Origin of the sequence: Streptomyces sp. ALI-76-A, from assembly GCF_030287445.1 — a bacterium.
GTDB lineage: Bacteria > Actinomycetota > Actinomycetes > Streptomycetales > Streptomycetaceae > Streptomyces.
The window spans coordinates 5,634,407-5,659,445 of sequence record NZ_JASVWB010000002.1 but is presented as its reverse complement, the minus strand read 5'-3'; the positions used below and the strand labels follow the sequence as shown (position 1 = coordinate 5,659,445).

The following is a 25,039-nucleotide window of genomic DNA, read 5'->3' as shown; positions in this document are numbered from 1 at the left end:
CGCCCGCATCCCTACCCCCCGAGTTCTCTGCGCCGTCGGAAGCCGACCGCGCCCCGGTCGCCCCGGGAGCGGCTCCCGCGCCGGGCGGCGCCCTCGGGCGCCTTGACCAGGCCCAGTTCCGCCGCGAGCCCCCACAGGGCCTGCTTCACGGTGCCCCTGCTGTCGAGTTCGTGGACCCGGCCGGCGTCGACCGCGCCCTGGAGTTCCTTGAAGTTGGCGGGGATCGCGGTGCCGGCGACGGCCGTGCCGGTGATCTTCTGGATCAGCGGCGGCTGGATCTCCGTACCGCGGGTGTGACGGTTGACGACGACGGTCGTCTCCTCGGCCTTGCGGATCTGTAGCCGGTCCCACATCCGGACCGTGCGCTTGGCGCCCCGGACCGCGACCACGTCCGGGGTGGTGACCAGCAGGGCCGTGTCGGCCATCTCGACGGCCGCCGCGCCCGCGCCGCCGAGCTGGGCGCCGCAGTCCACGACGACGACCTCGTAGCGGGAGCGCAGGGCGCTGACGATCTGGCGGGCGGCGCGGTCGGTGACCTCCTCGCCGCGCTCGCCCTCGGCGGGGGCGAGCAGCAGGGCGACGCCCGTGTCGTGCCGGAAGACGGCGTCGGCGAGGACGCGGGGCGAGATGTCGGTGATGGCGGCCAGGTCGACGACCGAGCGGCGGAACTGGACGTCCAGGTAGGAGGCGACGTCCCCGGTCTGCAGGTCCAGGTCCACCAGGGCCGTGGCGCGGCCGGACGCCTGGGCGGCGAGGGCGAGCTGGATGGCGGTGAGGGTCGCGCCGACGCCGCCCTTGGCCCCGCTCACCGTGACGACGGTCCCGCCGACGCCGGTGAACACGTCGCCGCCGGCGCCCAGGTGACGCCGTACGCCCGCCGACCACTGGGCGACCGCCTGGACCCGGCTGGCCAGTTCCTCGTAGCCGAGGGGGAGGGCGATCAGGCCGCGGGCGCCGTAGTCCATGGCGGCCTGGAAGAGGCCGGGGCTGACGTCGGAGGTGACGAGGATGACCCCTACGGACGGGAAGCGCAGGGCGACTTCACGGATCAGCTCCAGGGCGGGCACCGGACCGATGCGTTCGTGGACGACGACGACCTCGGGCAGTTCGTCGATCGACTCGGCGGCCAGCCGGGCCAGGGTGTCGATGAGCTGGGTGGAGTCCACCACCGGCGCGACCGGTTCGGCGTCCGGGAGCTGGCTGAGGAGGGTGGTGAGGGACCGGACCGCGTCCGCGTCGCCGACAGCCGGGAGGATCCTCGTGGGCATGGCGGCCTCTCACTTGTCCTTGGCGAGTTCGTAGGTGCGGTCCCGCTCCGGGACGGTGGAGTCGGCGCCGGGCGCCACGAGCGCGAGCCGCACCTCCTCGGCGAACGACTCCGCGTACGTGATGCGCTGGGCGTCGACGGTGGTGAGCGCGAAGGTGATCGGGACGGCCTCGGTTTCCTGCCGGGTGCGGTCGTCCTCGTCCGGCCGCAGCGCGGTCAGCTCGCCGACGTCGATGACCCGGGCGTGCGTCACGATCAGCTTGGACTGGGCGGGGTCGCCCTCCCGCTGCCCCTCGAAGGTGGCGTACACGTTGACCCTCGCGCCCGCCGTGATCTTCCCCGCCACCCCGGTCGCCGCGTCGATCATGATGGCGACCTCCTGCTGCCCGGGCTGAAGGGCGGGCCGGTCGACGATCATGTCGCTCTGGAGCAGGGAGCCCGCCTTCAGCGTGGTGACGGCGATCTTGCCGCGGATGTCGGCGAGGTCGGTGACCGCGGTGTCCGGCAGCCAGCGCTCGGGCATCTCGGTTGTCTCGAACTGGTCCGCGCTGAGGCTCGTGTAGGGCGGCACGCTGGTCTTCAGCCGATACGCGGTGACCTCCGGGCCGACCTTGGACTGCACGTCGTTGATGACGGACAGCACGCCGGCGAACGCGCCGAGCGCGCACAGGACCGACAGAAGCAGGAGTATCACGCCGCGGCGCTGACGGGAGTTCATGAACCGTACAACCTCATCGGGGGGTTGGGGCTGGCGGAGGCAGGGGTCCGGGCCGGCTCACCCGGCGGGCAGCTGGTTCCGGTATCCGGGTGACGCGGCTGACGTGTGGTCCTGGCGCCCGGGCGACAGGGCCGACGGGTGGGTCCGGGGTCCGGGCGCCAGGGCCGAGGCGTGCTGCTGGTGTCCGGGCGACACGGCCGGGGTGTGCTGCTGTCCGGGCGACACGGCTGACGCGGCCGGCGGGGGCGCGGTGGCGGAGCAGAAGACGCAGCGGTCGCCGATGACCTCGATGCCGCACCAGTGGCAGATGTTCTGCCGTACCGAGGTGACCAGTTGGTACAGGACCGACAGGTCGGGCAGGAACGTGCAGAACTCGATCATCCGGCCGGTGCCCCACCACAGCGCGGACTCGGCCGGCAGCGGCACCTCGCGCAGCCCCTGCACGCTCCAGGACTTGGCCAGGGTCGCGCTGACCCAGTCGGACTGGAGCTGCCCGCGGGCGACCAGCATCGAGGTGGCGAACTCCGGTCCCGCGAGGGTCGCGCCGGGCGCGAGGCGTACGAGCTGCGGCTGCGGGTGGGCGAGCACGGCGAACTGACTGCCCGGCACCCAGGACTTGGCGTGCGACTTCAGGCCCACGGGCACGCGGTCGAGCTTGGCGACGGAGCCGAGGAGTGCGCCGGCGTGCAGGTAGTGGGTGAGCAGGCGGGCGGCCGAGGCGAGCACGCCGGGGCTCAGGTCGCAGGAGGCGAGCTGCCGCAACTGGCGGGCCAGAACGGCGAGCCCGAGGGGCGGCAGCTCGGGCCGGAACACGGCGATGCGGTCGCTCTCCAGGAGGGAGCGGACGGTGTGCAGCCGACGTTCGACCGCCCGGGGGGCGGCCTGCGAGCACACGACGATCACATGTCCGTGCTGGTCGATGAGCGCCTGAAGGGCGGCCAGCGACCGGTCGAGCGGCTGCCGGTCCAGGTCCGCCAGCACGGCGGCGGGCATGGTTCGGTCGTCCTGCGGCGGCAGCGCCATGTCGGCGCTGGTCACAGCAATGGCAGTTGGCACGCGCAGCTCCCCGAATCCCCATGCCCGTGGGCCCGTCCGGCGTCACTCCGGCGCACCCGGTCGACTTCACTGCGTGACTTCCTGAGCACTGTATCCACGGCCCTGTGACCGGAGAACAGCGTTTCTGTGACTTCCTGCTGGCGTTCGGCGCCAGAAAGGCGGTGATTCCGGTCCAGATGGGGCGCACTTGCCACCACGCGCCCGACCGCGCCGGCGAGTTGACGCGGCCCGCGCCGCGCGACCCTTGACAGTTCAATTGGTCTGGACCAACTCTGTAGGGGCAGCGGTGGCCACCGTCGCTCCTCATCCTTCTCCCCACCGGAGGCACCAGTGCACCGCGACCCAGGCATGCCCGGACGCAGACGGACCCGCGCCCTCGCCGGCACCCTCACCGCGACGCTCCTCGCCCTCACCGCCGGACTGGCGGGCGCGGGCCAGGCCGTGGCGGCGGACGTCAACAACGCCAGAAACGCCGGCTTCGAGTCGGGCACCGCCGGCTGGTCCTGTTCCGCCGGCAGCGGTACGACGGTCCCCTCCCCGGTGCACGGCGGCTCGGCCGCGCTGAAGGCGACCCCGGCCGGGCAGGACAACGCCCGGTGCACCCAGACGGTGGCGGTGAAGCCCGGCTCGACGTACACGTTGAGCGCCTGGGTGCGGGGCGGGTACGCGTACCTGGGTGCCACCGGCACGGGGACCACCGACGTCTCGACCTGGACCCCGGACTCGTCGGCGTGGAAACAGCTGTCGACCACGTTCACCACGGGCTCCTCGACGACCTCGGTGACGATCCACACCCACGGCTGGTACGGACAGGCCGCCTACTACGCGGACGACGTGTCGGTGTACGGCCCGGACGGCGGCGGTGGCGGCGGCGACCCGGAGCCGACGATCCCGGCGACACCGGCGGGCCTGACCGTGTCCGGGACGTCCTCCTCGTCCGTCTCCCTGGCGTGGAACACGGTCTCCGGCGCCACGGGCTACCAGGTCTACCGCGACGGCACGAAGGTGACGGCGGTGACGGGAACGTCCGCGACGGTGACCGGCCTCGCGGCCTCGACGTCGTACTCCTTCCAGGTCACGGCGACCAACGCGGCCGGTGAGTCGGCGCGGTCGGCGGCGGTGACGGGGCGGACGGCCCCCGGTGGCGGCGGGGGCGGCGGGACGGTGCCCAGGCACGCCGTGACGGGTTACTGGCAGAACTTCGACAACGGCGCGACGGTCCAGAAACTCTCCGACGTCCAGTCCGCGTACGACATCATCGCGGTGTCCTTCGCGGACGCGACGACGACACCGGGGGCGGTGACCTTCACCCTGGACTCGGCCGGCCTGGGCGGCTACACGGTCGACCAGTTCAAAGCGGACGTGAAGGCGAAGCAGGCGGCGGGCAAGAAGGTCGTCATCTCGGTCGGCGGCGAGCGGGGCGCGGTGTCCGTGAACGACTCGGCGTCGGCGACGAACTTCGCGAACTCGGTGTACTCCCTGATGCAGACGTACGGCTTCGACGGCGTCGACATCGACCTGGAGAACGGGCTGAACGCGACGTACATGACGCAGGCGCTGCGCGCGCTGTCGGCGAAGGCGGGCCCGTCCATGGTCCTGACCATGGCCCCGCAGACGATCGACATGCAGTCCACGTCCAACGCGTACTTCCAGACCGCGCTGAACGTGAAGGACATCCTCACGGTCGTGAACATGCAGTACTACAACAGCGGTTCCATGCTGGGCTGCGACGGCAAGGTGTACAGCCAGGGCACGGTGGACTTCCTGACGGCCCTCGCCTGCATCCAGCTGGAGAACGGCCTGTCCCCGTCCCAGGTGGGCCTGGGCCTCCCGGCCTCACCGCGCGGCGCGGGCAGCGGTTACGTGTCCCCGTCCGTGGTGAACGCGGCCCTGGACTGCCTGACCCGGGGCACGTCCTGCGGCTCCTTCAAGCCGGCCCGCACGTATCCCGACCTGCGGGGCGCGATGACATGGTCGACGAACTGGGACGCGGCGGCGGGCAACACGTGGTCGAACGCGGTGGGGGCGCATGTGCACGGGTTGCCGTAACCATCTGTTCCCGACGGACGCGTAGACATTTCGATGCCGAACCGGGGCGGGACGTCGTCATCATCATGGCCGACGTCCCGCAGCCGCCGCTCGCCCAATGTGCACCATGCCGCATCGGCTGGAAGCGGGAGTGGGTGCCGCACCCGGCCAGGAGGTCCGACCGGTGCTCTCAACAGTCATCGCGAGAACATGCGCATCCAATGCAAGATGCGGGATTCTTCGGCATCCGCAATGAACATCTCACCACCACCCGACTCAAGCGTGATGCTGATCATTACGAGATGATCACCTTCGAAACTCTCAAGAAATGAGATCAGTGATTTCGTTTCTTCGTGAAGCCCCGAACCCACATCGACTCTCTTGAGGCGACGGCGATAAATCTGCAAGAGATTACTTCGAGAGACTTCCCCTGCCTCAATTGAAGTAACTTCAGCGACACGGTCAAGAAGATCTGAGTCACATATACCGGCCTCGACTGCGGCAGATATGAGGCTCACTAGCCTACACTTGTCCACGGTCCTCCACTGATACTCATTTCTGCGCCTGTAACGGTACCGCGAATCAGTACCTCACCCTCGTCATACGGGAAGGATATACCCGGGACCCTCGAATAAGTCGCACCGTCTCCGTTCGGAATGCGCAGAACGACTCCAGGACCGTTCCCTCTGTAACTCTCCTCCAGGGCCATGTCTTCATAGTATGTAGTCCAAGAGGTGAAGATGCTGTCAGTGCGACCACCCACATGAAGTTGCGGGTCCGAGTGACCCCCCAAGGGCTCAGCGATACCGCGTTTTGCATCTTCATAAATTTTTAGCCACTCAGGTGGACCATGCTCATCCGCATATCCCACGCCTCGATACAGATAGGGCTCCTCTGCGGGGTTCCAGCTCCCGCCATTTTCGTTCTCCGGGTAGTCCGGAGCCAGCCCCATGGGATCAGTCCATGAGTGGGGGTTGTGCACATAGGTGGCGGGATTCGGCGCCGGTGCGAGCCCGAGAGGGTCGGGGGTCAGGTATCTGGCGGTTTCGGGGTCGTAGTGGCGGCAGTAGTTGTAGTGCAGGCCTGTTTCCGGGTCGTAGTACTGGCCGGGGAAGCGGAGGGGGGTGTAGGTGGTGCTGTTCGCTGCCCAGGCTGTGGTGCCCCAGAGGGTGCTTCGGGTGTGCCAGGCGATCTCGCCGTGTTCGTCCACGAGTTCTCTGGGGGTGCCGACGAGGTCGGTGACGATGGCGAAGAAGCGGGAGTCGATCTCGTCCTGGGGGGCGTCGGCGGTCGTGGTGATGCGTTCGGTCTGGGCGATCGGGCGCAGGCCCTGGTGGTCCCAGGTGAGGGTGACCGGGTGCGGCAGTGACACGGAGGACGTCGTCTGTTCGCACAGGGTCGTGCCGTCCCAGGTGAAGGTGACGCGTTCCACGACTGTTTCGCCGTCCTCCGCGAGGCGGAGCTTTGCCGTGCGGCGGCCCAGAGGGTCGTAGGTGTAGCGCCAGCGGGTGCCGTCCGGGGTGGTCACGCAGGTGAGGCGGTCCTCGGTGTCCCACTCGTAGCGCCAGGTGTCCGGCTTGCGGGAGAGGCGGGTCTTCTGGCGCAGGGTGATGCGGCCGAGGGCGTCGTGTTCGTACCGGACCTGGCCCGCGCGGGTGATGCGGGTGCCCTCGTACGTGCGGGGACCTGTCGCCTCCTGACCCGGGTGCGCGGCCGGCCAGGACGCCTGCGTCTGGTTGCCCGCCGGGTCGTAGGCGTACGTCTCCGTCCAGTTCGCCGCGTGCACCGCGATCACCCGGCCCGCCGCGTCCAGGTCGAAGCGGCGGGCGCCGGAGAGCTGGTCGTCGACACCGATGAGGTTGCCGTCGGCCCGGTAGGTGTACGTGCGGGACTGGACTGTCCGGCTGCCCGCGCCCGTCACCGACTGCGAGGTCAGACGGCCGAGTTCGTCGAAGCCGTGCTCCAAGCTGACCGTCTCGCCCACGTGGCGCGCCAGTTCGCGGCCCGCCACGTCGTACGTGAAGGCGATGGCCCGGCCGCAGGCCACCATCCCCGTGCGTCGTCCGGCCGCGTCGTAGGACCAGGTCGTCGTCGCCCCGGTGGGGGTCGTACGGCCCGTCCGGCGGCCCCACTCGTCGTAGGTGTACGTCAGTTCACGGCCGTCGACCGTCTCCGAGCGCACCCGGCCGAAGCGGTCCCGCAGCAGGGTCAGCGTGGTGCCGTCCGGGCCGCTCGCCTGGGCGAGCTGGTCGGTCAGGTCGTACGCGTACGTCGTGACCTGCCCGGCCACGCTCTTGCGGAGTACCTGGCCCAGCTCGTTGCGCTCGAAAGCCACCGTCGCGCCGACGGCGTTGGAACGGGAGGTCAGGCGGGCCGCCGCGTCGTACGTGTAGGCGAGGGTGCGGTCGTCGAAGTCCGTCTCCGTGGCCAGGCGTCCGGCCGCGTCGTAGGCATAGGTCCAGGTCAGGCCCTGCGGGTTGGTGACTTTCGTCAGCCGCAGTTCCTTGTCGTGGTCGAACTCGTAGCGCACCCCGTCCGGGCCCGTACGCGACGTCAGCAGGTCGAAGTGGGTGTACTCGAAGCGGGAGACCCCGCCCATCGGGTCGGTGTGACTGGTGCAGTTGCCCTCGCCGTCGTACGTCCAGGTCTCGGTCGTGCCGTCCGGTGCGGTACGGCGGGTCAGGTGGCCCTCCACCGTCCACTCCAGGCGGGTCACCGCGCCGGTCGGGTCCGTGACGGCGAGAGGACGGCCGAAGGCGTCGCGCTCGTAGCGGGTGACCGCGCCGAGGGCGTCCGTGATCTCCAAGGGGAGGCCCGCCCGGTCGCACACGATCGTGGTCGTGTGGCCGAGCGGGTCGGTCACGGAGGTCAGATGGCCCGCCTCGCTGTACGAGAAACGAGTGGTCAGGCCCGCCGGGTCGGTCACCGAGGTGCGGTTGCCGCGGTCGTCGTACGTCTGGCGTACGACCGTGCCGTCCGGGTTCACCACCTTCACCGGCTGGCCGAGTTCGTCGTACTCGGCTCTCGCCACGCGGCCGTCGGGGCGGGTCAGGGCGACGAGGTTGCCCGTCTCGTCGTAGTCGAACGTGGTGCGGTGGCCGAGTGGGTCGGTGCGGGAGAGGAGACGGTGGTGGCGGTCGCGTACGAAGCGGGTGGTCGCGCCGAGCGGGTCGGCCTCGGCGACCACCTGGCAGGCGTCGTTGACGACGTAACGGCGGGTGTGGCCTTCGGCGGTGGTCGTCGTGGTGACGCGCAGGCCGGTGTCCGGGTCCGTCTCGTCGTAGGACAGGCGCAGGGTCATGTGACCGTGCGTGCCGCCTTCCGCGACACAGCGGTCCTGGTCGTCGTACTCGTAGGTGTAGCCGCGGTCGTTCGTGTCCGTCCAGGACGTGACGCGGCCGGCCTCGTCGTAGCCGAAGCGCAGGGGCAGGCCGGAGGAGTTGACGACGTCGGTCAGGTTGCCGTCGGTGTAGCCGTAGCGCATCAGCATCTGGTCGGCCGCCGCCAGGCGGAGGGCCGTGATCCTGCCGTCCTTCGTGGAGATGCGGAGGTCGTGGCCCGCGCTGGAGACGATGCCGAGCGGGGTTCCCCCGGCGTCGTACTCGAACGTGATCCAGTTGCCGTTGCGGTCGTCGATCTGTTCGAGGACCGCCAGGTCGGCACCCCGGTCGGCGAAGTGCCACACGCGGCCCGTCCGCGGGTCGGTGACCGTGTAGCCGCCGTCCTCGCGGTCCAGCGGCCAGCGAGGGCCGTGGCTGGGGAGAGTGGGCAGGCCAGGCGCCGGATGGGGGTACGCCACCAGCAGGCCGTCCTCCGAGACGAGGACGACGCCCTCGGAGTCGATCTCCAGGCGCTGGTCGATGGTGGAGGACCAGGACGGGCCGAACCAGCGGCCGAAGCGGTACCCCGATTCCACGCGTCGCTTGAAGACGAGAGGGAGGACGCCCGGCAGCGTGACATCCGTCTGCGGCAGGTACATCTTGCCGGTGGTCAGGTCGACGGGATCCGTCTCGTCTACCTGGACCTTTTCCCTGGGGTTGGCGGTGTCGTGCTCCTCCGGGCGGTTTCTGGCGGTGTCCGCCGCGGAGTTCCCGGCCGCGTCCTTGGTCCCCTGCCGAGCCGCCGATTCCGCGGTCTCCTCCGCCCCCGTCTTGATTCCGGCCCGCACCCCGCCCCGCGCCAGCCCCAGCCCCTTCCCCCCGATCAGCTCGGGGATCAGGCGGCCGACGCCCTCCGCCGGGTCCTTCTTGAAGCCCTCCCAGGCCGACTTCAGCGCGCGGTCGGGGTGGGCGGCGGTGGAGATCAGGCCGGTGAGCGTCATGCTGACGTTCTGGACGTACTGGGCGGGGTGGGTGAGGTTGTACACGTCGAGCGGGTTCAGGCCGCGGACGAAGGACACCGTGCCGGCCACGCCCTTGACCACACCGCCCACCACGTGGGTGAGCTCGGTGTTGACCGCCAGGTAGCCGTCTTTGAGGTTCGACCCGACCTGGCTGAGCAGCGGCGGCTCGGCGGGCGCGTGGGCGAGAGCGGCGCGGACCGAGACGGCCGCGGTACGGCCGGCCTCGTTGCGCTGACGGCGGGCCTCGGCGAGTTTCTCCTGGGCGCGCTTGATGTCGGCGCTGCCCGGGTCGCTGAAGGGTTCGAGGCGGGGGCCGGGATCCTCGTTGGCCTTGACCTTGGCGTTGTAGGCGTCTACGCGCTTGTTGTACGCCTCCACCGCCTGCTCGGACGCCTTCCTGCCCTTCTCGTACAGGTCGATGGCGTCCCGGGCCTGTGCCTGGGCCCAGGCGACCGTGTCAGCGAAGCCGTCCAGCGCCTTGCCCGCCTTGTCGCAGGCGTCCGCCGCGTGCAGCCACTTGGGCGGGTGCATGGCGAACTTCTCGCGGAAGGTGTCGGCGGCCTCGCCCTTCCAGTGCGAGGAGTCCAGCTTGCGCATGCCCTCGCCGACCGTGTCGAAGGCCTTGCGGAAGTCCTTCAGGTGGGCGGCGGAGGAGCGGATGGACGAGGGGCTGCCGTGGATCAGCTGGGTGGCCAGGTCCGTCTCGCCGAGTTGTTTCTCGCCGGGGGTGGCGCCGAGTTCGGAGGCGAGGTTGTCGCCGACGTACTCGACCACCTTGGCCGCGTCGTCGGCCCCGACGTGGTCCAGGCCGTCCGCGAGGACGTCCGTGCCCTTGTCGATGCCCTCGCCGACGAGTTTCTTGCCCGCGTCGCCGATGTCGTCGAGTTTGCCGAGTCCGGAGTTGACCAGATCCCCGAACCCCATCAGCCGTTCTTCCCGCCCTGCTGGGGGTGCGGGGCCTGCTGCTGGGTCTGCTGCGGCGCCGCGGCCTGGGCCCGCTCCTCGGCGGAGGGGCCGAAGGCCGCGTCCAGCATGGCTTCCGTCTGTTCATCCGTGGCGCCGGTGGACTGCTGGAGGTTCAGGGGGCTGGTGACCGGACCCACCCCATCCTGGGTGAGGACGTCGCGGGCCGCGTCGTTCCAGCCCTGCTCGATGTTGACCTTCGCCTCGTCCCAGGACTCCCGGCTGTAGTCGGGATTGCTGAGCGAGTCCACACCGGAGCCGAAGATGTCCCCCCAGCCCTGCCGCATGGCCTCGTCCTCGGAGAGATGCGGGTTGCTCCACGCGGAACTCGCGGCGATTTTCAGGGAGTTGCCGACGTACTCGTCCCGCTCGTACAGCGTTCCCGCCGCGAGGCCCACGTGGTGCGCGAAGAGGCTGCCCTCCTCGACGAGTGCGCGCACACCCCACTCCCAGCGTTCGCAGAACGTCGAGAACGCCGACTTGAGGTCGTCGTGCCCCAAATCCAGCCCCGAGAGCGACAGTTCGGAGAACCCCCTGCCCTGTCCGGCCATACTGTCGACGCCGAGTTCCTTCAGCTCGCCGAGGGTCAGGTTGATCCCCTTGGCGATGCCGTCCAGGCCGGCCGCCTGTATGTCCTTTCCCCCGCCGGCCCCTGCGTCACCGCTCACCGCGGCTCCTCCCCGTTCACCGTGTCCCCATCTGCGTCTGCGGCCACCGTGTCCCCATCTGCGTCTGCGGCCACCGCGTCCCCATCTACGTCTGCGGCCACCGCGTCCGGCACGATCCCCACGACCGGGGGGAACAGCACACCGTCGTCCTCGCTGCCCACGTCCAGGGCGACCCCGCACGGGACGCCCGTCGCCGGGACACCGACATCCAGCAGCCGTGCTCCCAGCACCCGTTGGTACGCCCACTCCCGCGCGCCTTCACCCCTCGCGAACGCGAATCGCGCCAGCGCGGACTCGTCCGAGAAGGCGTAGATCCAGCGGACACCGCCGTAGTCACCGACCAAGGGGTCGTCATTCTCGTCGAGCGGTACGAGGACGGGCGCACGGCGGAACTCGCCCAGCAGGACGGCGAATTCGCGGCGGGCGCGGGTGACGTCGTCCGTGAACCCCGCGGGCGGGGCCGGGGTGGTGGGCGACTCAACAGCCTCCGAGGGCACGCCGGGCGGGGGCTCCCTGTCCGGCGCGGCCTGCCCGGCTGCGTCTTCGCCCGGGTCGGCACTCCCCGCGTACTCGTACAGCCGGGACCTGGATATCCGCCCCTCCGGGCCCCCGCCTTCAGCCATGCCTGGGATCATCACATCCGCATATTGTCGAACGCAACGCGAATCACCGGCCGTGGCGGGATCTGACTGTGGGGTGGGCGCGGACTGCTCGATCCGGCAGAGAAGGGATCCGACGGTGTCTCTGGCCGCACCAAGGCGCTTGAACAGTTCAAGAGCCGAGGTGCCACCGCCGAATTCTGATGTCCGACTCCGGCGGTTCCTGGCTCAACGCCCCCTCCCGGTAGGGCTTCCGTACGCCGCCGCGCTCGCCCTCGGCAACGTCGCCCACATCCTCGTACCGCCGCCCGGTTCGCGGGACTCTCCGAAGGCCCAGGTGCCGTCGCAGGATCGGCAGACGCAGGCCAGGACGCGCAGGGCCGCGCGGCGGCGGGTGTCGCAGGCCGTGGCGAGGTGGGGCTGGGTGTGGCGGGGGTGGCTGTCGTAGGCGATCAGGCGGAGCGTCGATGAGCGGTAGCGCAGGGAGAGGTAGAAAGCCGGGGACTCCGTGAACTGGGCGGCGGTCGCCGAGAGTTCGCCTACCGCCTGGAGGGCCGGGTCCAGCATGTCGTGGAGGCCGTGGGCTTTGAGGACCTCGCGGGTCGCGGCCCTCGCGAGCGCGGGGCTGGCCAGCGCCGCGGGCAGCGTGAAGCTGTAGGCCAGGGTTTCGGGGACGGGGGCGGTGGGGTCCGCCGTGAAGGGCGGTGCCACGGGACAGCGGGACATGGGCATGGCGTGACTCCTTGAGTGCGGGTTCGTGGACTTCCTGTCGCCGGCAGCCGGTGGCCTGTCTCCCTGACGCGGGCCCGCCCCTCCCAGGGCAGGAGAGTGCGGGCAGGCTCGCGCGATGCGCTTCCAACTGCCTTGAGTAGCTGCGGCATCACCGAATGTAGGGAGGCTGGAGTCACATTGTCCATCGTTTCAGGGGTAAGTACCCCCCGAAGTGTGGACGGGCTCTCCGTCGCACGGGCAGACTGGCGCCATGCCAACCAGAACCACTCCCACGGAACGGCAGAAGCGCCTCGGTGCCGAACTGCGCAAGATGCGGCTGGCGGCGGGTGCCACCACGGAGTACGCGGCGGGCCTTCTGGGCATCGACAGGACACGGTTGTCCAACATGGAGTCGGGTATCCGGCCCTTCTCACCCGAACGCGTTCGTACGCTGGCTTGCAACTACGCCTGCGGGGACGAGAGTTACGTCGAAGCCCTTGTCGGCATGGCCGCCTGGAAGGAGCGTGGGTGGTGGGACCGCCACCGCGGAACGCTCCCGTCCGGACTTCTGGACATCGCCGAGTTGGAGTGGCATGCCGCCCGCGTACGAACCGCTCAGGTCATGCACGTTCCGGGACTCCTCCAGACCGAGGCATACGCCCGCGCCGTCTTCGCTGCCGCGCTGCCGCCGCTGAGCCGTCTGGAGGTCGAGCTACGTGTCGCACACCGCATGGAACGCCAGCGGGTCTTCGCGCGGCCGGAGCCGCTGCCGTACGTGGCCTACGTCCACGAAGCCGCCCTGCGCATGCCGTACGGCGGCACTCAAGCGACCCGGGAACAGCTCGAGCATCTGGCCGTCCAGTCCGAGCGGGAGAACATCGAGGTCCGGGTGATCCCCACGTCCAAGGGCGACTTCCCCGGCGCGGGGCATGCCCTGCTCTACGCGGACGGGGCTGTCCCACAACTCGACACCGTGCAGTTGGACTCCGCGCACGGACCGGAATTCACCCATGCCGAGGCGCAGCTGACAAAGTACCGTGCGCATCTGGACTGGATGGATGACGCAGCGATGCGTCCGGAAGCATCACGGGACGTCATCCACAAGATCGCCCGTGACCTGTAGGAGACGCCGTGACCGACCCCATCACCTGGGAAGAGCCCTTCTGCGGTGAAGGCAACAACTGCTTCCGCCTCGGCACCGACCCCCAAGGCAACGCCTACATCGCCATAGCCGGTGCCGAGGACGCCTACCTCACCGACTCCCGCGAAGCGCTCCGCACGATGATCCTCGACATCAAGGCGGGAAAGGCGGACCACCTGCTCTGACCCGGGACCGGATGTCCCGGAACCGGTCCGGGCGGGTGTGGCTGTCAGCCGCCATGAACTCCGGCCCCGCCGACCCCGACGGGGGCGGTGTCGGCGCGTACTGGGGCGGAGGCGGCCCGAACCCCGGCACAGGCGGCGGCCCCGCGGGACGATGTCCCGGTGCCGGAGGCTGTCCCGCAGGGGGCTGTCCCGGTACAGGCGGTTGGTCGGGCATCGGCAGTGTCCCCTCGTACGGCGGTCGGCCTGGCCCTACGGGAAGCTACCCGCGCCGCACCGTGCCGCGTCAGAAGAACTCCGACCACGGCTGGTCCCAGATCTGCTTCACGCACAGGACCAGGAACAGCAGGCCCGCGATCGTCAGCATCGCGTTGCTCAGGAGGCCGTTGCGCCACTCGGACGGAGTGCGGGAGGAGTTGAGGAGCCACATCAGGGTGCCGGCCAGGAAGGGGAGGAAGGCGGCGCCCAGGACGCCGTAGAGGATGATCAGGCGGAACGGCTGGCCCTGGAAGAGCAGGATGATCGGGGGGAAGGTCAGCCAGAGGAGGTAGGCGCGGAAGGGCCAGGACTTCTCGCGGGCGCCCGAGGCGACCTCCTCGCCGCTCACCGCGTCGCGCTTGCGGTAGCGCTCCACGAAGTCCGCGAACATCAGGCTCACGCCGTGCCAGACGCCGATCAGGGAGGTGAAGGACGTGGCGAAGAAACCGATGAGGAAGAACTTGGACGTGGCCGTGCCGTACTTGTCCTCCAGGATGTCGCTGAGCTGGATCAGGCCCTTGTCGCCGCTCGCGATGGCCACGTTCGCCGAGTGCAGCAGCTCCGCGCCAACGAAGAGCATCGCGACGACGAAGACGCCCGTGGTGGCGTAGGCGACCCGGTTGTCCAGCCGCATCACCTTCATCCAGCCGGTGTTGGTCCAGCCCTTCGCGTTGACCCAGTAGCCGTACGCGGCGAGCGTGATCGTGCCGCCGACGCCGCCGACCAGGCCGAGGGTGTTGAGGACCGAGTCCTTCTCGTCGGGCAGGACCGGCAGCAGGCCCGCGAAGGCGTGGCCCAGGTTCGGGGTGACCCTGATCGCCAGGTAGACGGTCACCACGAACATGACGCCCACCAGGACCGTCATGACCTTCTCGAAGACCGCGTACTTGTTGAACCAGACGAAGACCAGGCCGACCAGGCCGCAGGCGATGGCCCACCACTTGAGGTCCATGACGTCCGGGAACAGGGCCTGGAGCGGGAGCGCGCTCGACGACATCGCCGCCGCTCCGTAGACGAAGCCCCAGATCACGACGTAGGCGACGAAGAACCAGGTGGTCCAGCGGCCCAGGCTCGCCCAGCCGTCGAAGAGGGTGCGGCCGGTGGACAGGTGCCAGCGGCCCGCCGCCTCGGCGAGGGAGATCTTGACCAGGCAGCCGAGGACGGCGGCCCACAGGAGGGTGTAGCCGAAGTTGCTGCCCGCGATGAGGGTCGCCACCAGGTCGCCGGCCCCGACGCCGGTCGCGGCGACGACGATGCCCGGGCCGATGTACTTCCAACTGGACTTCCGGGGTGCCGAGGTGCCTGCCCCGGTCGCTGTGTTGTCCGTGGTGTCCGCCATGCCGATCAAGAAAGCGCAAAGCGGGCGAGGGCACAAGAGGGCGTGCGGTGAAGGAAGACGGAAGGTGGACCGGGTGGGCCGGCCCGGGCACACCATGCCTGAAAGCGTCACATCCAGTGGGAAAGTCCGTATACAGCGCGGCCTTCACCGGCCAATCACCGGCCGGTTCACGCCACCGCACCCTTCCTCGCCCTTGACCTGCTCATGCCATAAGCAGACGATGAGCGCCACACCCGCACCAGCACCGTCGCTGACCACCCCCCGCTCCACTCCCCACCTCCGGAGATCCCGGACGTCCTGGAGAACCTAGGAGACTTCATGCGACTTCGCACACGAGGCCCGGGCGCCGCCCGCAGCGGCAGACGGCGCGCCGCCGTCGCCGCCGTCGCCACCCTCGCGGCGCTCGCCCTCACCGGCTCGCTCTCCGCGAACGCCGACAGCGCCCAGAAGGCGGCACCCGCCGCCGACGACATCCGCCAGTACGAGGTCCACATGCACTCGGACTCCGCGTCGCGCACCGCGCTACAGCAGTCCGGTGTGACGGTGGACGACGCCGACGACCACTCGGTGTTCATCTCCGGCCGCGCGGACCAGGTCAAGAAACTGAAGCAGCGCGGCTACGACGTCACACCGATGGGCGCGGTGCCGGACCGGTCCAACGGCGAGGACGACGTACGGCTCCTCGACTTCCCCTCGGCCGACTCGCGCTACCACAACTACGCCGAGATGAACGCCGAGATCAGCACGCGGTTGTCGGCCTACCCGGGCATCATGAGCAGGCGCGTCATCGGCAAGTCCTACCAGGGCCGGGACATCGTCGCGATCAAGATCAGCGACAACGTGGCGACCGACGAGGCCGAGCCCGAGGTGCTGTTCACGCACCACCAGCACGCGCGCGAGCACCTGACCGTCGAGATGGCGCTCTACCTGATCCGCGAACTGGGGGCGGGCTACGGCTCCGACTCCCGGGTCACCAGCATGGTGAACAACCGTGAGATCTGGATCGTGCCCGACCTGAACCCGGACGGCGGCGAGTACGACATCGCGTCCGGTTCGTACCGTTCGTGGCGCAAGAACCGGCAGCCCAACAGCGGTTCCTCGTACGTCGGTACGGACATGAACCGCAACTGGGCCTACCGGTGGGGCTGCTGCGGCGGCTCCTCCGGGTCGCCGTCCTCGGACACCTACCGGGGCACCGCTCCCGAGTCGGCGCCGGAGGTCAAGGTCGTCGCCGACTTCGTACGCAGCCGGGTCGTCGGCGGCAAGCAGCAGATCGCGGCCGGCATCGACTTCCACACGTACAGCGAACTCGTGCTGTGGCCCTTCGGGTACACCACCGCGGACACGGCGACGGGCATGACGGCCGACGACCGCAACGCCTTCGCGGCCGTCGGGCAGAAGATGGGCGCGAGCAACGGGTACACCGCGGAGCAGTCGAGCGATCTGTACATCACGGACGGGTCGATCGACGACTACCTCTGGGGTACGCACAAGATCTTCGGCTACACGTTCGAGATGTACCCGTCGTCCAGCTCCGGGGGCGGTTTCTACCCGCCCGACGAGGTCATCGAGCGGGAGACCTCGCGGAACCGGGACGCGGTGCTGCAACTGCTGGAGAACGCGGACTGCATGTACCGGTCGATCGGGAAGCAGGCCCAGTACTGCGGTTAGGACAGGCCCGGTGACTGACAGTACTGCGGTCAGGCGCGCGTGAGCCGTCGCCGGGCGTGCATCCGCCCGGCGACGGCTCCGCCGTTCAGCTCTCCACTGTTCAGCTCTCCGCCTTGGTGTCCGCGTCCTTGGTGTCCGCGTCCTCGCTGTCCGCGCCCTTGGCCTTCACGTCCTCGGTGGCCGCGTCCGTCTCCGTGTCCTCGTCCTCGTCGCCGTCCTCGAAGTAGGCGTCGAGGACCGCGTCGAGTTGCTCGTCCCACTCCTCGAAGCGCTTGCGGGACGCGGCCTCGATCTCGATCGGGTACCAACGGCGGTCAGGGGTGTGCACCGTGATGGTGAACCGCTTGCCGAAGCGGGGTGACTCCGTCTCGACCGCGCCGATCTCGTCCCAGCGGAACTCGCACGCCTGGTCGTCCAGGGCGAGCCGGACTCCCCGGTGATCGGCGACGATCTTCGCGCGCCGGTCGGACGCCTCGAAGACGGGCCCGTCGGGCACCTCGTCGGAGTCGGCGTCGTCCGCGCCGTCCGACGTCCCGGACACCACGGCGGCCGTCCCCTCGGGAACGGCCCCGTCCGGGACGGCCGCCTCCGGCTCCGCCGACGTCTGCTGCTCCGCCGGCTTCTCCGGTGCGGCGTCCGCCGGTCCGCCGGACACGGGTGAGGTGAGCCCGGGGATGAAGGCCGGGTCGAATCCGGCGCCCGTCACCGGCTCGGCCTTCAGGGGCTGGCTGTTCGAACCTATGCGCTGCTCCACAGCGGGCAGTATGGTCGACGATCCTGTGCAGGACACAGCCAACCCCTACTTCGTTATCAGACGCCTACATACGGCTGCGAACAACAGCCGCACATACGGCTATACGAACAGGCTGAGCACCGCCGCCACCGCGAACCCCACCACCGACAGCACCGTCTCCAGCACGGTCCACGTCTTCAGCGTGTCCCGCTCGCTGATGCAGAAGTACTTGGCGACCATCCAGAAACCGCCGTCGTTGACGTGCGAGGCGAAGATGGAGCCCGCCGAGATGGCCATGATGACCAGGGCGACGAATGCCTGGGAGTGGTCGCCCTCGGCGAGGAGGGGGGCGACGATGCCGGCCGTCGTGACGATCGCGACCGTCGCCGAGCCCTGGGCGACCCGCAGCACGACCGAGATCAGGTACGACAGCACGAGTACCGGCAGGCCGACGTCGTTGAAGGTGTCGGAGAGCGCCTGGGCCACCCCGCTCGCCTTGAGGACCGCGCCGAAGACGCCGCCCGCGCCGACCACGAGCAGGATGTTGCCGACCGGCTTGAGGGACGCCGTGGAGACCGTCTCCAGGGATTTGCGGGACCAGCCGCGGCGGATGCCGAGCAGGTAGTAGGCGAGGAGCAGGGCGATCGTCAGGGCGACGAAGGGATGCCCGAAGAACTCGATCACCGAGCGGCCCGTGGAGGGGTCCAGCGCGATGGACGAGAAGGTGGCCGCCAGGATCAGGATCAGCGGCGTACCGATGATGCCGAGGACCGTGCCCAGCGACACCGGGGTCTCCCGCGGCGCCACGCCGGCCTCGCGCTGTTCGGTGAGCACCGCCTGCTTCGCCTCCGCCGCCGCCTCCACCATGTCCTGCGGCACGGCGACGAAGATGCGGCGGCCGATCCACGCCGAGAAGGCCCAGGCGGCCAGCACGGCCGGCAGGCCGCAGACGACGCCCATGAGGATGACCCAGCCGAGGTCGACGTGCAGGAGACCGGCGGCGGCCACCGGGCCGGGGTGCGGGGGCAGGAAGGCGTGGGTCATGGACAGGCCCGCGAGCAGGGGCAGGCAGTAGAGCAGGATCGACTTGCCGGAGCGTTTGGCGGCGGCGTACACGATCGGCGCGAGGACGAAGATGCCGACGTCGAAGAAGACCGGGATGCCGAAGACGAGGCCGGTCGTGCCCATCGCGAGCGGGGCGCGCCGCTCGCCGAACACCCCCAGCAGCCGGGACGCCAACACCTCGGCCCCGCCGCTGACTTCGAGGATCGCGCCGAGCATCGTGCCCAGCCCGATGATGATCGCGACATGGCCGAGGATGCCGCCCATGCCGGACTCGATGGTGGACACGGCGTCCGAGCGCTGGACCGTGCCGAAGAGTTCGGTGACCGACAGACCGGCCAGCAGGCCGACGGCTATGGAGACGGCGAGGAGGGCGACGAAGGGCTGGAGACGCGCCTTGATGATCAGGAAGAGGAGGAGGGCGATGCCGAGGGCGGCGACGGTCAGCAGACCTGCGGTGCCGTCGATCCAGAGGAGCAGGCCTCCGGTGTGAGGCGGGGTTTCGGGGATGGACGCCGCGAGTGGCTGGGACATGAGGGGGTCCTCTGCGTAAGTGCATGCTGCTTTCGGGCAGGGGGGATCGCGGCACGGCACCTCGGAAGGTGCCGTGCCGGTGACGGCGTGCGGGAGGGTTGCGCCGGTGACGGCGTGCGGGAGGGGTTGCGCCGGTTACGGCACGGGGAAGGTGAGGGCGCGTCAGCCGAGTACGGCGAGCGCGTCGATCTCGATGAGGAGCCCGGCGGGGAGGCCGACGTAGACCGTCGTGCGGGCGGCCGGGGGCGCGGTGAGGGCCTGCTCCTCGAAGTACGTGTTGTAGAGGGCGTTCATCTCGGCGAAGTGGTCGACGTCCGTGAGGTAGACGCGGATCATCATCACGTCGTCCCAGCTCGCGCCGCCCTCCTCCAGGATCGCCTTGACGTTGGCGAGGGTCTGGAGGGTCTGCTCGCGCAGGGTCGGGCCGGCGGGTGTGGGCGGCCTGCCCTCCTCGGCGGGGAGGAAGCCGACCTGACCGGCGACCTGGAGGATGTCGCCCTTCCGCACGCCGTGCGAGAACCTCGCGGGCGGGGTGGTGTGGGTCTTCGGGGTGAGCGCGGTCTTCTCTGTCATGAGCTGGCTTCCTTGACGGGGGTCCTGCCGGAGTACTCGCCGCTGACGGCGTCCGCGGTACGGCGCACCAGCGGGAGCAGGGTGAGGAGTTCGTCGGCGGTGACGACGACGTTGGGCGCCGAGACCGACATCGCGGCGACCACCCGTCCGTCGGCGCCGCGGATGGGGGCCGCGACGCAGTTGATGGACTCCTCGTGGCCGCCGAGGTCGGTGGCCCAGCCCTGCTCACGCACCGTGTCCAGCTCGCGCAGGAACGCGGCGGCGTTGGGTGTCGAACGGGCCGTGTACAGGGGGTAGTCGAGCTTCTCCGCGAGGGCGCGGCGCTCGGTGTCCGGGAGGTCGGCGAGGAGCAGCTTCGCGACGGCCGCCACGGTGATGGCGACCGGCTTGCCGATCCGCGAGTACATGCGCACCGGGTACCGGCTCTCCACCTTGTCGATGTAGAGGACCTCGTTCTCCTCGTGGACGGCCAGGTGGACGGTGTGCCCGCACTGTTCGTTGAGGCGTACGAGGTGGGGGTGGGCGATCTCTCGGATGTCGAGGTTCTCCATCGCCTCCTGGGCGAGCGCGATGAGCCGGGCGCCCAGGCGGTAGCGCTGGTCGGACTGGCGGTAGACCATGCCGTGTTCGTGCAGGGTGCGCAGCAGGCGCAGCGCGGTGGACTTGTGCACGCCGAGGCGGTCGGCGACCTGGCCCAGGTCGGCGGGGCCCTCCGCGAGCAGCGGCAGGATGCTCAGCGCGCGGTCGACGGTCTGGCTCATGGCGTACGTACCTCCTCCTCGGCCCACTGTTCGGCCTGTGTCCAGCCGGGGCCGAGTCGAAGTCTCCCCCACGCGTCGTCGTCCAGGGCGACGAGGCGGTCGGCGTGGTGGCGGGCCGGGGGCGGGGCGAGGTCGCCGGGGGCGGTGAGGGTGGCGGCGGCCATCAGGTGACCGTGGCGGACGCGGTCGCGCACGGGGAGGCCGCGCAGGGTGCCGGAGAGGAACCCGGCGGCGAAGGCGTCGCCGGCGCCGACGGGTGCGACCACGTCGACGTGGAGGGCCGGGACGAAGGTGGTGGCCGGTTCGGCGCCCGGGGCGGGGGCCGGGCCCGGCGCCGGCGGGGTGCCGCCCGCCCCCGGGACGGGAGCGGCCCCGGAGGCCCGACGGCCCGGAGCCGGACGGCTCGGCGCGGCGCCGGGCTGGGTGCCGTGCGGAGTACCGGACCTGGTGCCGTGCGGGCGCGCGGCACGGACGAGTGGCTGCCGGGCGCCGACCGTACGCTCGTCGCCACTCCCGAGTCCGCCACTCCCGAGTCCGCCACTCTCCCCTTCGACGACCCCGCCTTCGACGGTCCTGCCGTCGACGGTCCCGCCGTCGACGGTCCCGCCGTCGACGGTCCCGTGTTCACCGCTGCCGCGTTCGAACACCGTGGCGCCTCGCGCCCCCTCCTTCACGACCAGCACCCCCGGCTCCGGCAGTGCCTGCCGGATGGCCCGCGGCCCGCCCGTGAGCCCCCACGCCTGCGCCGCCTCGTCCTCCCCGACGAACACGATGTCCGCCCCGCGTGCCAGCTCCAGCAGGACCCGCGGTCCGTCGGTGTCCGGCCACAGGCCGGCCCGGTGGTTGACGTCGAAGGAGACCAGCGGTCGGCCGGGGGCGGGGGCCGTCAGCTCGCGGAGCAGCCCGAGGCAGTCCTCCGACAGGGCGGCCGTGATACCGGAGACGTGCAGGATCCGGGCCGCCCGGGCCGCCGCCAGGTCCACGGTGTGCACCGACATGGCCGAGGCCGCCGATCCCGCCCGGTAGTACGCCACCTCGTGGGCGTCGTCGGAGCGGTCCCCCGCCGTGCGGAAGTAGACGCCCGTCGGACGCGCCGGGTCCCTGCGCACGGCGGAGACGTCCACGCCGTACGCCCCGATCGCCTCGACCAGGTGGTCGCCGAACCCGTCGGCCCCGACCCGGCTGACCCACCGCACCGCGTGGCCGGCGGCGGCCAGCCCGCACGCCACGTTGGACTCCGCGCCCCCGATGCCCCGGTCGAAGGAGGGAACATCGGCGAGACGGCCCGGCCGGCCCGGCCGGAACGTGACCATGGACTCGCCGAGCGCGACGACGTCCACGACGTCCGGGGCGTCGCGGGGTCCGGTGGTGGTCACGATGGTGGTAGCTCCTCGGCCGGGTGGGGGTGTGCGGCGGCTCCGTTGACCCCGCGCTGGCGGAGATGTTAGACAGCGGCAAGCGATATACGCAATGAGCGTTGCACATGCTGCAACTACTTGATCAGGGAGGCCCCATGGCCAGCGAAGCGCTCACCCGGCTGGCGGAGGAACGCGTCGACCACCGCTTCAAGGGCCTCCCCCCGGACGCGGACGGCCTGACCGTCGGGGAACTGGCCGCCCAGCGCCGCAACCTCTTCACCGGCGGCTTCACCACGCCGGTGCTCGCCCTCTCCGCCGAGCGCCTGGAGCACAACCTGCGGCTCATGGAGACGTACGCGACCCGGCACGGCCTGGCCTTCGCGCCGCACGGCAAGACCTCCATGGCCCCGTGGCTCTTCCGGCGCCAGATCGAGCACGGGGCGTGGGGCATCACCGTCGCGGTGCCGCACCAGGCGCGGGTGGCCCGGGCCTTCGGCGTCCAGCGGGTGTTCCTCGCCAACGAGCTGGTCGACCCGGCCGCGCTCCGCTGGGTCTCCGGCCGGCTGGACGCCGACGACGACTTCCGCTTCGTCTGTTACGTCGACTCCGTGCGCGGGGTGGAGCTGATGGACGCGGCGCTGCGCGGCGCCCGCCGCTCCCTGGACGTGGTGGTCGAGCTCGCCGCCGGTGAGGGCGCCCGCACCGGCGTCCGGACGGACGCGGAGTGCGCGGCGGTCGCCGACGCGGTGGCGGCGACGCGCACCCTGCGGCTCGTCGGTGTGGCGGGCTACGAGGGGGAGGTCCCGCGGGCGGACCCCGGGCGGGTGCGGGCCTGGCTGGAGCGACTGGTCGCCCTGGCGGCCGGCTTCGACGGGGCCGGGCGGTTCTCCGCGGCGGACGAGATCGTCGTCAGCGCCGGCGGCAGCGCCTGGTTCGACGCGGTCGCCGAGGTCTTCGCCCATATCCCCGACCTGTCCCGGCCCGTCCTGAAGCTGCTGCGCTCGGGCGCCTACGTCTCGCACGACGACGGCCACTACCGCAGGCTGACGCCCTTCAACCGGGTCCCGGAGGAGGGCGCGCTGGAGCCGGCGTTCCGGCTCTGGACGCAGGTGGTGTCCCGGCCGTCCGCCGGGCAGGCGTTCGTGAACGCGGGCAAGCGGGACGCGGCGTACGACCTCGACCTGCCCGTCGCCCAGGTCGTCCGCCGGGACGGCGCCGAGCGCCCGGCCACCGGCATCGAGGTGACCGCCCTGTCCGACCAGCACGCCTGGCTGCGCACGGCGCCGGAGGCGGACCTGGAGGTCGGTGACTGGCTGGGCCTGGGCCTGTCCCACCCGTGCACGTCCTTCGACAAGTGGCAGCTCATCCCGCTCGCCGAGGCGGACGGCACCGTCGTCGACTACATCCGTACGTTCTTCTAGAGACCGCCAGGAGGCCCCGCATGGAAGAGCTCGTCATCCGGGACGCGGACGTCGTGGACGGCTCCGGCGGCCCCTCGTACCGGGCCGACGTGGTCGTGGACGGCGGCCGGATCGTGTCGATCGTCCAGGAGGCCGCGGCGGCGGGCTGTCAGCGCCCGAAGGCACGCCGCGAACTGGACGCCGAGGGCCTGGTCCTCTCCCCCGGTTTCATCGACATGCACGCCCACAGCGACCTCGCGCTGCTGCGCGACCCCGACCACAGCGCCAAGGCCGCCCAGGGCGTCACCCTCGAGGTCCTCGGCCAGGACGGGCTGTCGTACGCGCCGGCCGACGACCGCACGCTCGCCGGAGTGCGCCGCGCGATCACCGGCTGGAACGGGGACGGCGACGACCTCGACATCGGCTGGCGGTCGGTGGGCGCGTACCTGGACCGGCTCGACTTCGGTTTCGAGGGCCGGGGGATCGCCGTGAACGCGGCCTACCTGGTCCCGCAGGGCACGGTCCGCGCGCTCGTCGTCGGCTGGGAGGACCGCGCGGCGACGCCGGAGGAGCTGGAGCGGATGCGGCGGCTGGTCGCCGAGGGCATGGAGCAGGGTGCCGTCGGCATGTCGTCGGGCCTGACCTACACCCCCGGCATGTACGCCGAGGACGCCGAACTGACCGAGCTGTGCCGGGTGGTGGCGTCCTACGGCGGCTACTACTGCCCGCACCACCGCTCCTACGGGGCCGGGGCCCTGGAGGCGTACGCGGAGATGGTGGCCCTCACCCGGGAGGCAGGCTGCGCGCTCCACCTGGCGCACGCCACCATGAACTTCGGCGTGAACAAGGGCCGCGCGCCCGAGCTGCTGGCCCTCCTCGACGACGCGCTCGCCGCCGGAGCGGACATCAGCCTCGACACGTACCCCTACACCCCGGGCTCCACCACCCTCGCGGCGCTGCTGCCGAGCTGGGCGAGCGAGGGCGGCCCGGCCGAGACCCTCAGGCGGCTGGCGGACCCGGAGACCGCGGAGCGCGTGCGGCACCATCTGGAGGTCGTCGGCGCGGACGGCTGCCACGGCGTGCCCGTCGAGTGGGACACGATCGAGATCTCGGGCGTGACGAACCCGGCCCTCGCGGACTGCGTCGGCCGTACGGTGCGGCAGTCGGCGGACCTGCGGGGCGAGACCCCGTGGACGGCCGCCCACCGCCTGCTCGTCGAGGACCGGCTCGGCTCCACGATCCTCCAGCACGTCGGCCACGAGGAGAACGTCCGGGCGATCATGCGGCACCCCGTGCACACCGGCGGCTCGGACGGCATCCTCCAGGGCAGCAAGCCGCACCCGCGCGCGTACGGCACCTTCCCGCGGTACCTCGGGCGGTACGTACGGGAGCTGGGCGTGCTGTCCCTGGAGGAGTGCGTCGCCCACCTGACCGCACGCCCGGCCGCCCGGCTGCGGCTGCCGGACCGCGGGCTGGTCCGCGAGGGCTACCGGGCGGACCTCGTGCTGTTCGACCCGGCGACGGTCGCGGCCGGGTCCACCTTCGAGCATCCGCGGACGCTCCCGACGGGCATCCCGTACGTCCTGGTCGACGGCCGTTTCGTCATCGAGGACGGCCGTCGCACGGACGTACTGGCGGGACGGGCGGTGCGGAGGACCCCGTAGTCCGTCCCGGC

Annotated in this window: 21 protein-coding genes; 7 read left to right on the top strand and 14 right to left on the bottom strand. The window is 70.7% G+C overall.

Annotation, left to right across the window (positions count from 1 at the left end; genetic code table 11):
- Positions 1 to 11: 11 nt before the first annotated feature.
- The 3 genes from QQS16_RS26375 to QQS16_RS26365 are packed head-to-tail and all read right to left on the bottom strand — an operon-like array spanning position 12 to position 3,008.
- Positions 12 to 1,268 (bottom strand): CpaE/TadZ family protein, encoded by a 1,257-nt coding sequence (locus tag QQS16_RS26375; RefSeq protein ID WP_286064392.1) that lies wholly within the window; start codon positions 1,266 to 1,268, stop codon positions 12 to 14.
- Between the two features lie 9 nt (positions 1,269 to 1,277).
- Positions 1,278 to 1,985, bottom strand: a complete 708-nt coding sequence (gene cpaB / locus QQS16_RS26370) for a Flp pilus assembly protein CpaB (RefSeq protein ID WP_286064390.1) — start codon at positions 1,983 to 1,985, stop codon at positions 1,278 to 1,280.
- Positions 1,986 to 2,042: 57 nt separating this feature from the next.
- Positions 2,043 to 3,008 (bottom strand): hypothetical protein, encoded by a 966-nt coding sequence (locus tag QQS16_RS26365; protein ID WP_286066459.1) that lies wholly within the window; start codon positions 3,006 to 3,008, stop codon positions 2,043 to 2,045.
- Positions 3,009 to 3,145: 137 nt separating this feature from the next.
- Between QQS16_RS26365 and QQS16_RS26360 the strand changes: the two genes are divergently transcribed.
- Together QQS16_RS26360 and QQS16_RS26355 are read left to right on the top strand one after the other, a co-directional pair.
- Positions 3,146 to 3,289, top strand: a complete 144-nt coding sequence (locus QQS16_RS26360) for a hypothetical protein (protein WP_286064388.1) — start codon at positions 3,146 to 3,148, stop codon at positions 3,287 to 3,289.
- Between the two features lie 100 nt (positions 3,290 to 3,389).
- Positions 3,390 to 5,090 carry a chitinase gene (locus tag QQS16_RS26355; RefSeq protein ID WP_286064386.1) on the top strand — a complete coding sequence of 567 codons (1,701 nt, stop codon included), beginning with the start codon at positions 3,390 to 3,392 and terminating at the stop codon, positions 5,088 to 5,090.
- A gap of 176 nt (positions 5,091 to 5,266) precedes the next feature.
- Here the strand turns inward: QQS16_RS26355 and QQS16_RS26350 are convergent, their stop codons facing one another.
- The 5 genes from QQS16_RS26350 to QQS16_RS26330 form a co-directional block, all read right to left on the bottom strand.
- Positions 5,267 to 5,587 (bottom strand): hypothetical protein, encoded by a 321-nt coding sequence (locus QQS16_RS26350; protein ID WP_286064384.1) that lies wholly within the window; start codon positions 5,585 to 5,587, stop codon positions 5,267 to 5,269.
- Entirely contained in the window at positions 5,587 to 10,335 is a 4,749-nt protein-coding gene (locus QQS16_RS26345) for a putative T7SS-secreted protein (RefSeq protein WP_286064382.1), read from the bottom strand. The genes QQS16_RS26350 and QQS16_RS26345 overlap by 1 nt, the downstream gene beginning before the upstream one ends.
- Positions 10,335 to 11,042: a hypothetical protein gene (locus QQS16_RS26340; protein ID WP_286064380.1), complete on the bottom strand. Its 708-nt coding sequence runs from the start codon at positions 11,040 to 11,042 to the stop codon at positions 10,335 to 10,337. The genes QQS16_RS26345 and QQS16_RS26340 overlap by 1 nt, the downstream gene beginning before the upstream one ends.
- Positions 11,039 to 11,665, bottom strand: coding sequence for a hypothetical protein (locus tag QQS16_RS26335; RefSeq protein ID WP_286064378.1), 627 nt, complete (start codon positions 11,663 to 11,665; stop codon positions 11,039 to 11,041). The genes QQS16_RS26340 and QQS16_RS26335 overlap by 4 nt, the downstream gene beginning before the upstream one ends.
- Positions 11,666 to 11,869: 204 nt before the next feature.
- Complete coding sequence (locus tag QQS16_RS26330; protein ID WP_286064376.1) at positions 11,870 to 12,373, bottom strand: ATP-binding protein; 504 nt, start codon at positions 12,371 to 12,373, stop codon at positions 11,870 to 11,872.
- A 250-nt stretch (positions 12,374 to 12,623) separates the two neighbouring features.
- On the opposite strand from QQS16_RS26330, the gene QQS16_RS26325 reads away from it, so the two are divergent.
- Positions 12,624 to 13,475, top strand: a complete 852-nt coding sequence (locus QQS16_RS26325) for a helix-turn-helix domain-containing protein (protein WP_286064375.1) — start codon at positions 12,624 to 12,626, stop codon at positions 13,473 to 13,475.
- An 8-nt stretch (positions 13,476 to 13,483) separates the two neighbouring features.
- A complete protein-coding gene (locus QQS16_RS26320; RefSeq protein WP_286064374.1) occupies positions 13,484 to 13,678 on the top strand; it encodes a hypothetical protein in 195 nt (64 codons plus the stop codon).
- A gap of 283 nt (positions 13,679 to 13,961) precedes the next feature.
- On the opposite strand, the gene QQS16_RS26315 is transcribed toward QQS16_RS26320, so the two are convergent.
- Positions 13,962 to 15,272, bottom strand: coding sequence for an Nramp family divalent metal transporter (locus QQS16_RS26315; RefSeq protein WP_286064373.1), 1,311 nt, complete (start codon positions 15,270 to 15,272; stop codon positions 13,962 to 13,964).
- 318 nt (positions 15,273 to 15,590) lie between these two features.
- Between QQS16_RS26315 and QQS16_RS26310 the strand changes: the two genes are divergently transcribed.
- The gene (locus QQS16_RS26310; RefSeq protein ID WP_286064371.1) at positions 15,591 to 16,943 is read left to right on the top strand and encodes a M14 family metallopeptidase; all 1,353 of its coding nucleotides are present in this window, start codon (positions 15,591 to 15,593) and stop codon (positions 16,941 to 16,943) included.
- A gap of 100 nt (positions 16,944 to 17,043) precedes the next feature.
- On the opposite strand, the gene QQS16_RS26305 is transcribed toward QQS16_RS26310, so the two are convergent.
- From QQS16_RS26305 to QQS16_RS26285, 5 genes are all read right to left on the bottom strand, one after another.
- Positions 17,044 to 17,697, bottom strand: coding sequence for a hypothetical protein (locus QQS16_RS26305; RefSeq protein WP_286064369.1), 654 nt, complete (start codon positions 17,695 to 17,697; stop codon positions 17,044 to 17,046).
- 99 nt (positions 17,698 to 17,796) lie between these two features.
- Entirely contained in the window at positions 17,797 to 19,272 is a 1,476-nt protein-coding gene (locus QQS16_RS26300; protein ID WP_286064367.1) for a GntP family permease, read from the bottom strand.
- Positions 19,273 to 19,434: 162 nt separating this feature from the next.
- Complete coding sequence (locus QQS16_RS26295; RefSeq protein ID WP_286064366.1) at positions 19,435 to 19,845, bottom strand: RidA family protein; 411 nt, start codon at positions 19,843 to 19,845, stop codon at positions 19,435 to 19,437.
- The gene (locus tag QQS16_RS26290) at positions 19,842 to 20,606 is read right to left on the bottom strand and encodes an IclR family transcriptional regulator (protein ID WP_286064365.1); all 765 of its coding nucleotides are present in this window, start codon (positions 20,604 to 20,606) and stop codon (positions 19,842 to 19,844) included. Before QQS16_RS26290 ends, QQS16_RS26295 begins: the two co-directional genes overlap by 4 nt.
- Complete coding sequence (locus QQS16_RS26285; RefSeq protein ID WP_286066458.1) at positions 20,603 to 21,919, bottom strand: sugar kinase; 1,317 nt, start codon at positions 21,917 to 21,919, stop codon at positions 20,603 to 20,605. The genes QQS16_RS26290 and QQS16_RS26285 overlap by 4 nt, the downstream gene beginning before the upstream one ends.
- A gap of 200 nt (positions 21,920 to 22,119) precedes the next feature.
- On the opposite strand from QQS16_RS26285, the gene QQS16_RS26280 reads away from it, so the two are divergent.
- Both QQS16_RS26280 and QQS16_RS26275 read left to right on the top strand, forming a co-directional pair.
- Entirely contained in the window at positions 22,120 to 23,385 is a 1,266-nt protein-coding gene (locus QQS16_RS26280; RefSeq protein WP_286064363.1) for an amino acid deaminase, read from the top strand.
- Between the two features lie 20 nt (positions 23,386 to 23,405).
- Entirely contained in the window at positions 23,406 to 25,028 is a 1,623-nt protein-coding gene (locus QQS16_RS26275) for an N-acyl-D-amino-acid deacylase family protein (protein ID WP_286064360.1), read from the top strand.
- Positions 25,029 to 25,039: the final 11 nt, after the last annotated feature.

Bases quoted from the DNA above. Each gene is read 5' to 3' on its own strand.
- QQS16_RS26300 (WP_286064367.1), bottom strand. From the start codon at position 19,272: ATGTCCCAGCCACTCGCGGCGTCCATCCCCGAAACCCCGCCTCACACC.
- QQS16_RS26310 (WP_286064371.1), top strand. From the start codon at position 15,591: ATGCGACTTCGCACACGAGGCCCGGGCGCCGCCCGCAGCGGCAGACGG.
- QQS16_RS26325 (WP_286064375.1), top strand. From the start codon at position 12,624: ATGCCAACCAGAACCACTCCCACGGAACGGCAGAAGCGCCTCGGTGCC.
- QQS16_RS26280 (WP_286064363.1), top strand. From the start codon at position 22,120: ATGGCCAGCGAAGCGCTCACCCGGCTGGCGGAGGAACGCGTCGACCAC.
- QQS16_RS26295 (WP_286064366.1), bottom strand. From the start codon at position 19,845: ATGACAGAGAAGACCGCGCTCACCCCGAAGACCCACACCACCCCGCCC.
- QQS16_RS26315 (WP_286064373.1), bottom strand. From the start codon at position 15,272: ATGGCGGACACCACGGACAACACAGCGACCGGGGCAGGCACCTCGGCA.
- QQS16_RS26355 (WP_286064386.1), top strand. From the start codon at position 3,390: ATGCCCGGACGCAGACGGACCCGCGCCCTCGCCGGCACCCTCACCGCG.
- cpaB (WP_286064390.1), bottom strand. From the start codon at position 1,985: ATGAACTCCCGTCAGCGCCGCGGCGTGATACTCCTGCTTCTGTCGGTC.
- QQS16_RS26275 (WP_286064360.1), top strand. From the start codon at position 23,406: ATGGAAGAGCTCGTCATCCGGGACGCGGACGTCGTGGACGGCTCCGGC.
- QQS16_RS26375 (WP_286064392.1), bottom strand. From the start codon at position 1,268: ATGCCCACGAGGATCCTCCCGGCTGTCGGCGACGCGGACGCGGTCCGG.
- QQS16_RS26285 (WP_286066458.1), bottom strand. From the start codon at position 21,919: ATGGTCACGTTCCGGCCGGGCCGGCCGGGCCGTCTCGCCGATGTTCCC.
- QQS16_RS26335 (WP_286064378.1), bottom strand. From the start codon at position 11,665: ATGGCTGAAGGCGGGGGCCCGGAGGGGCGGATATCCAGGTCCCGGCTG.
- QQS16_RS26345 (WP_286064382.1), bottom strand. From the start codon at position 10,335: ATGGGGTTCGGGGATCTGGTCAACTCCGGACTCGGCAAACTCGACGAC.
- QQS16_RS26330 (WP_286064376.1), bottom strand. From the start codon at position 12,373: ATGCCCATGTCCCGCTGTCCCGTGGCACCGCCCTTCACGGCGGACCCC.
- QQS16_RS26365 (WP_286066459.1), bottom strand. From the start codon at position 3,008: ATGGCGCTGCCGCCGCAGGACGACCGAACCATGCCCGCCGCCGTGCTG.
- QQS16_RS26290 (WP_286064365.1), bottom strand. From the start codon at position 20,606: ATGAGCCAGACCGTCGACCGCGCGCTGAGCATCCTGCCGCTGCTCGCG.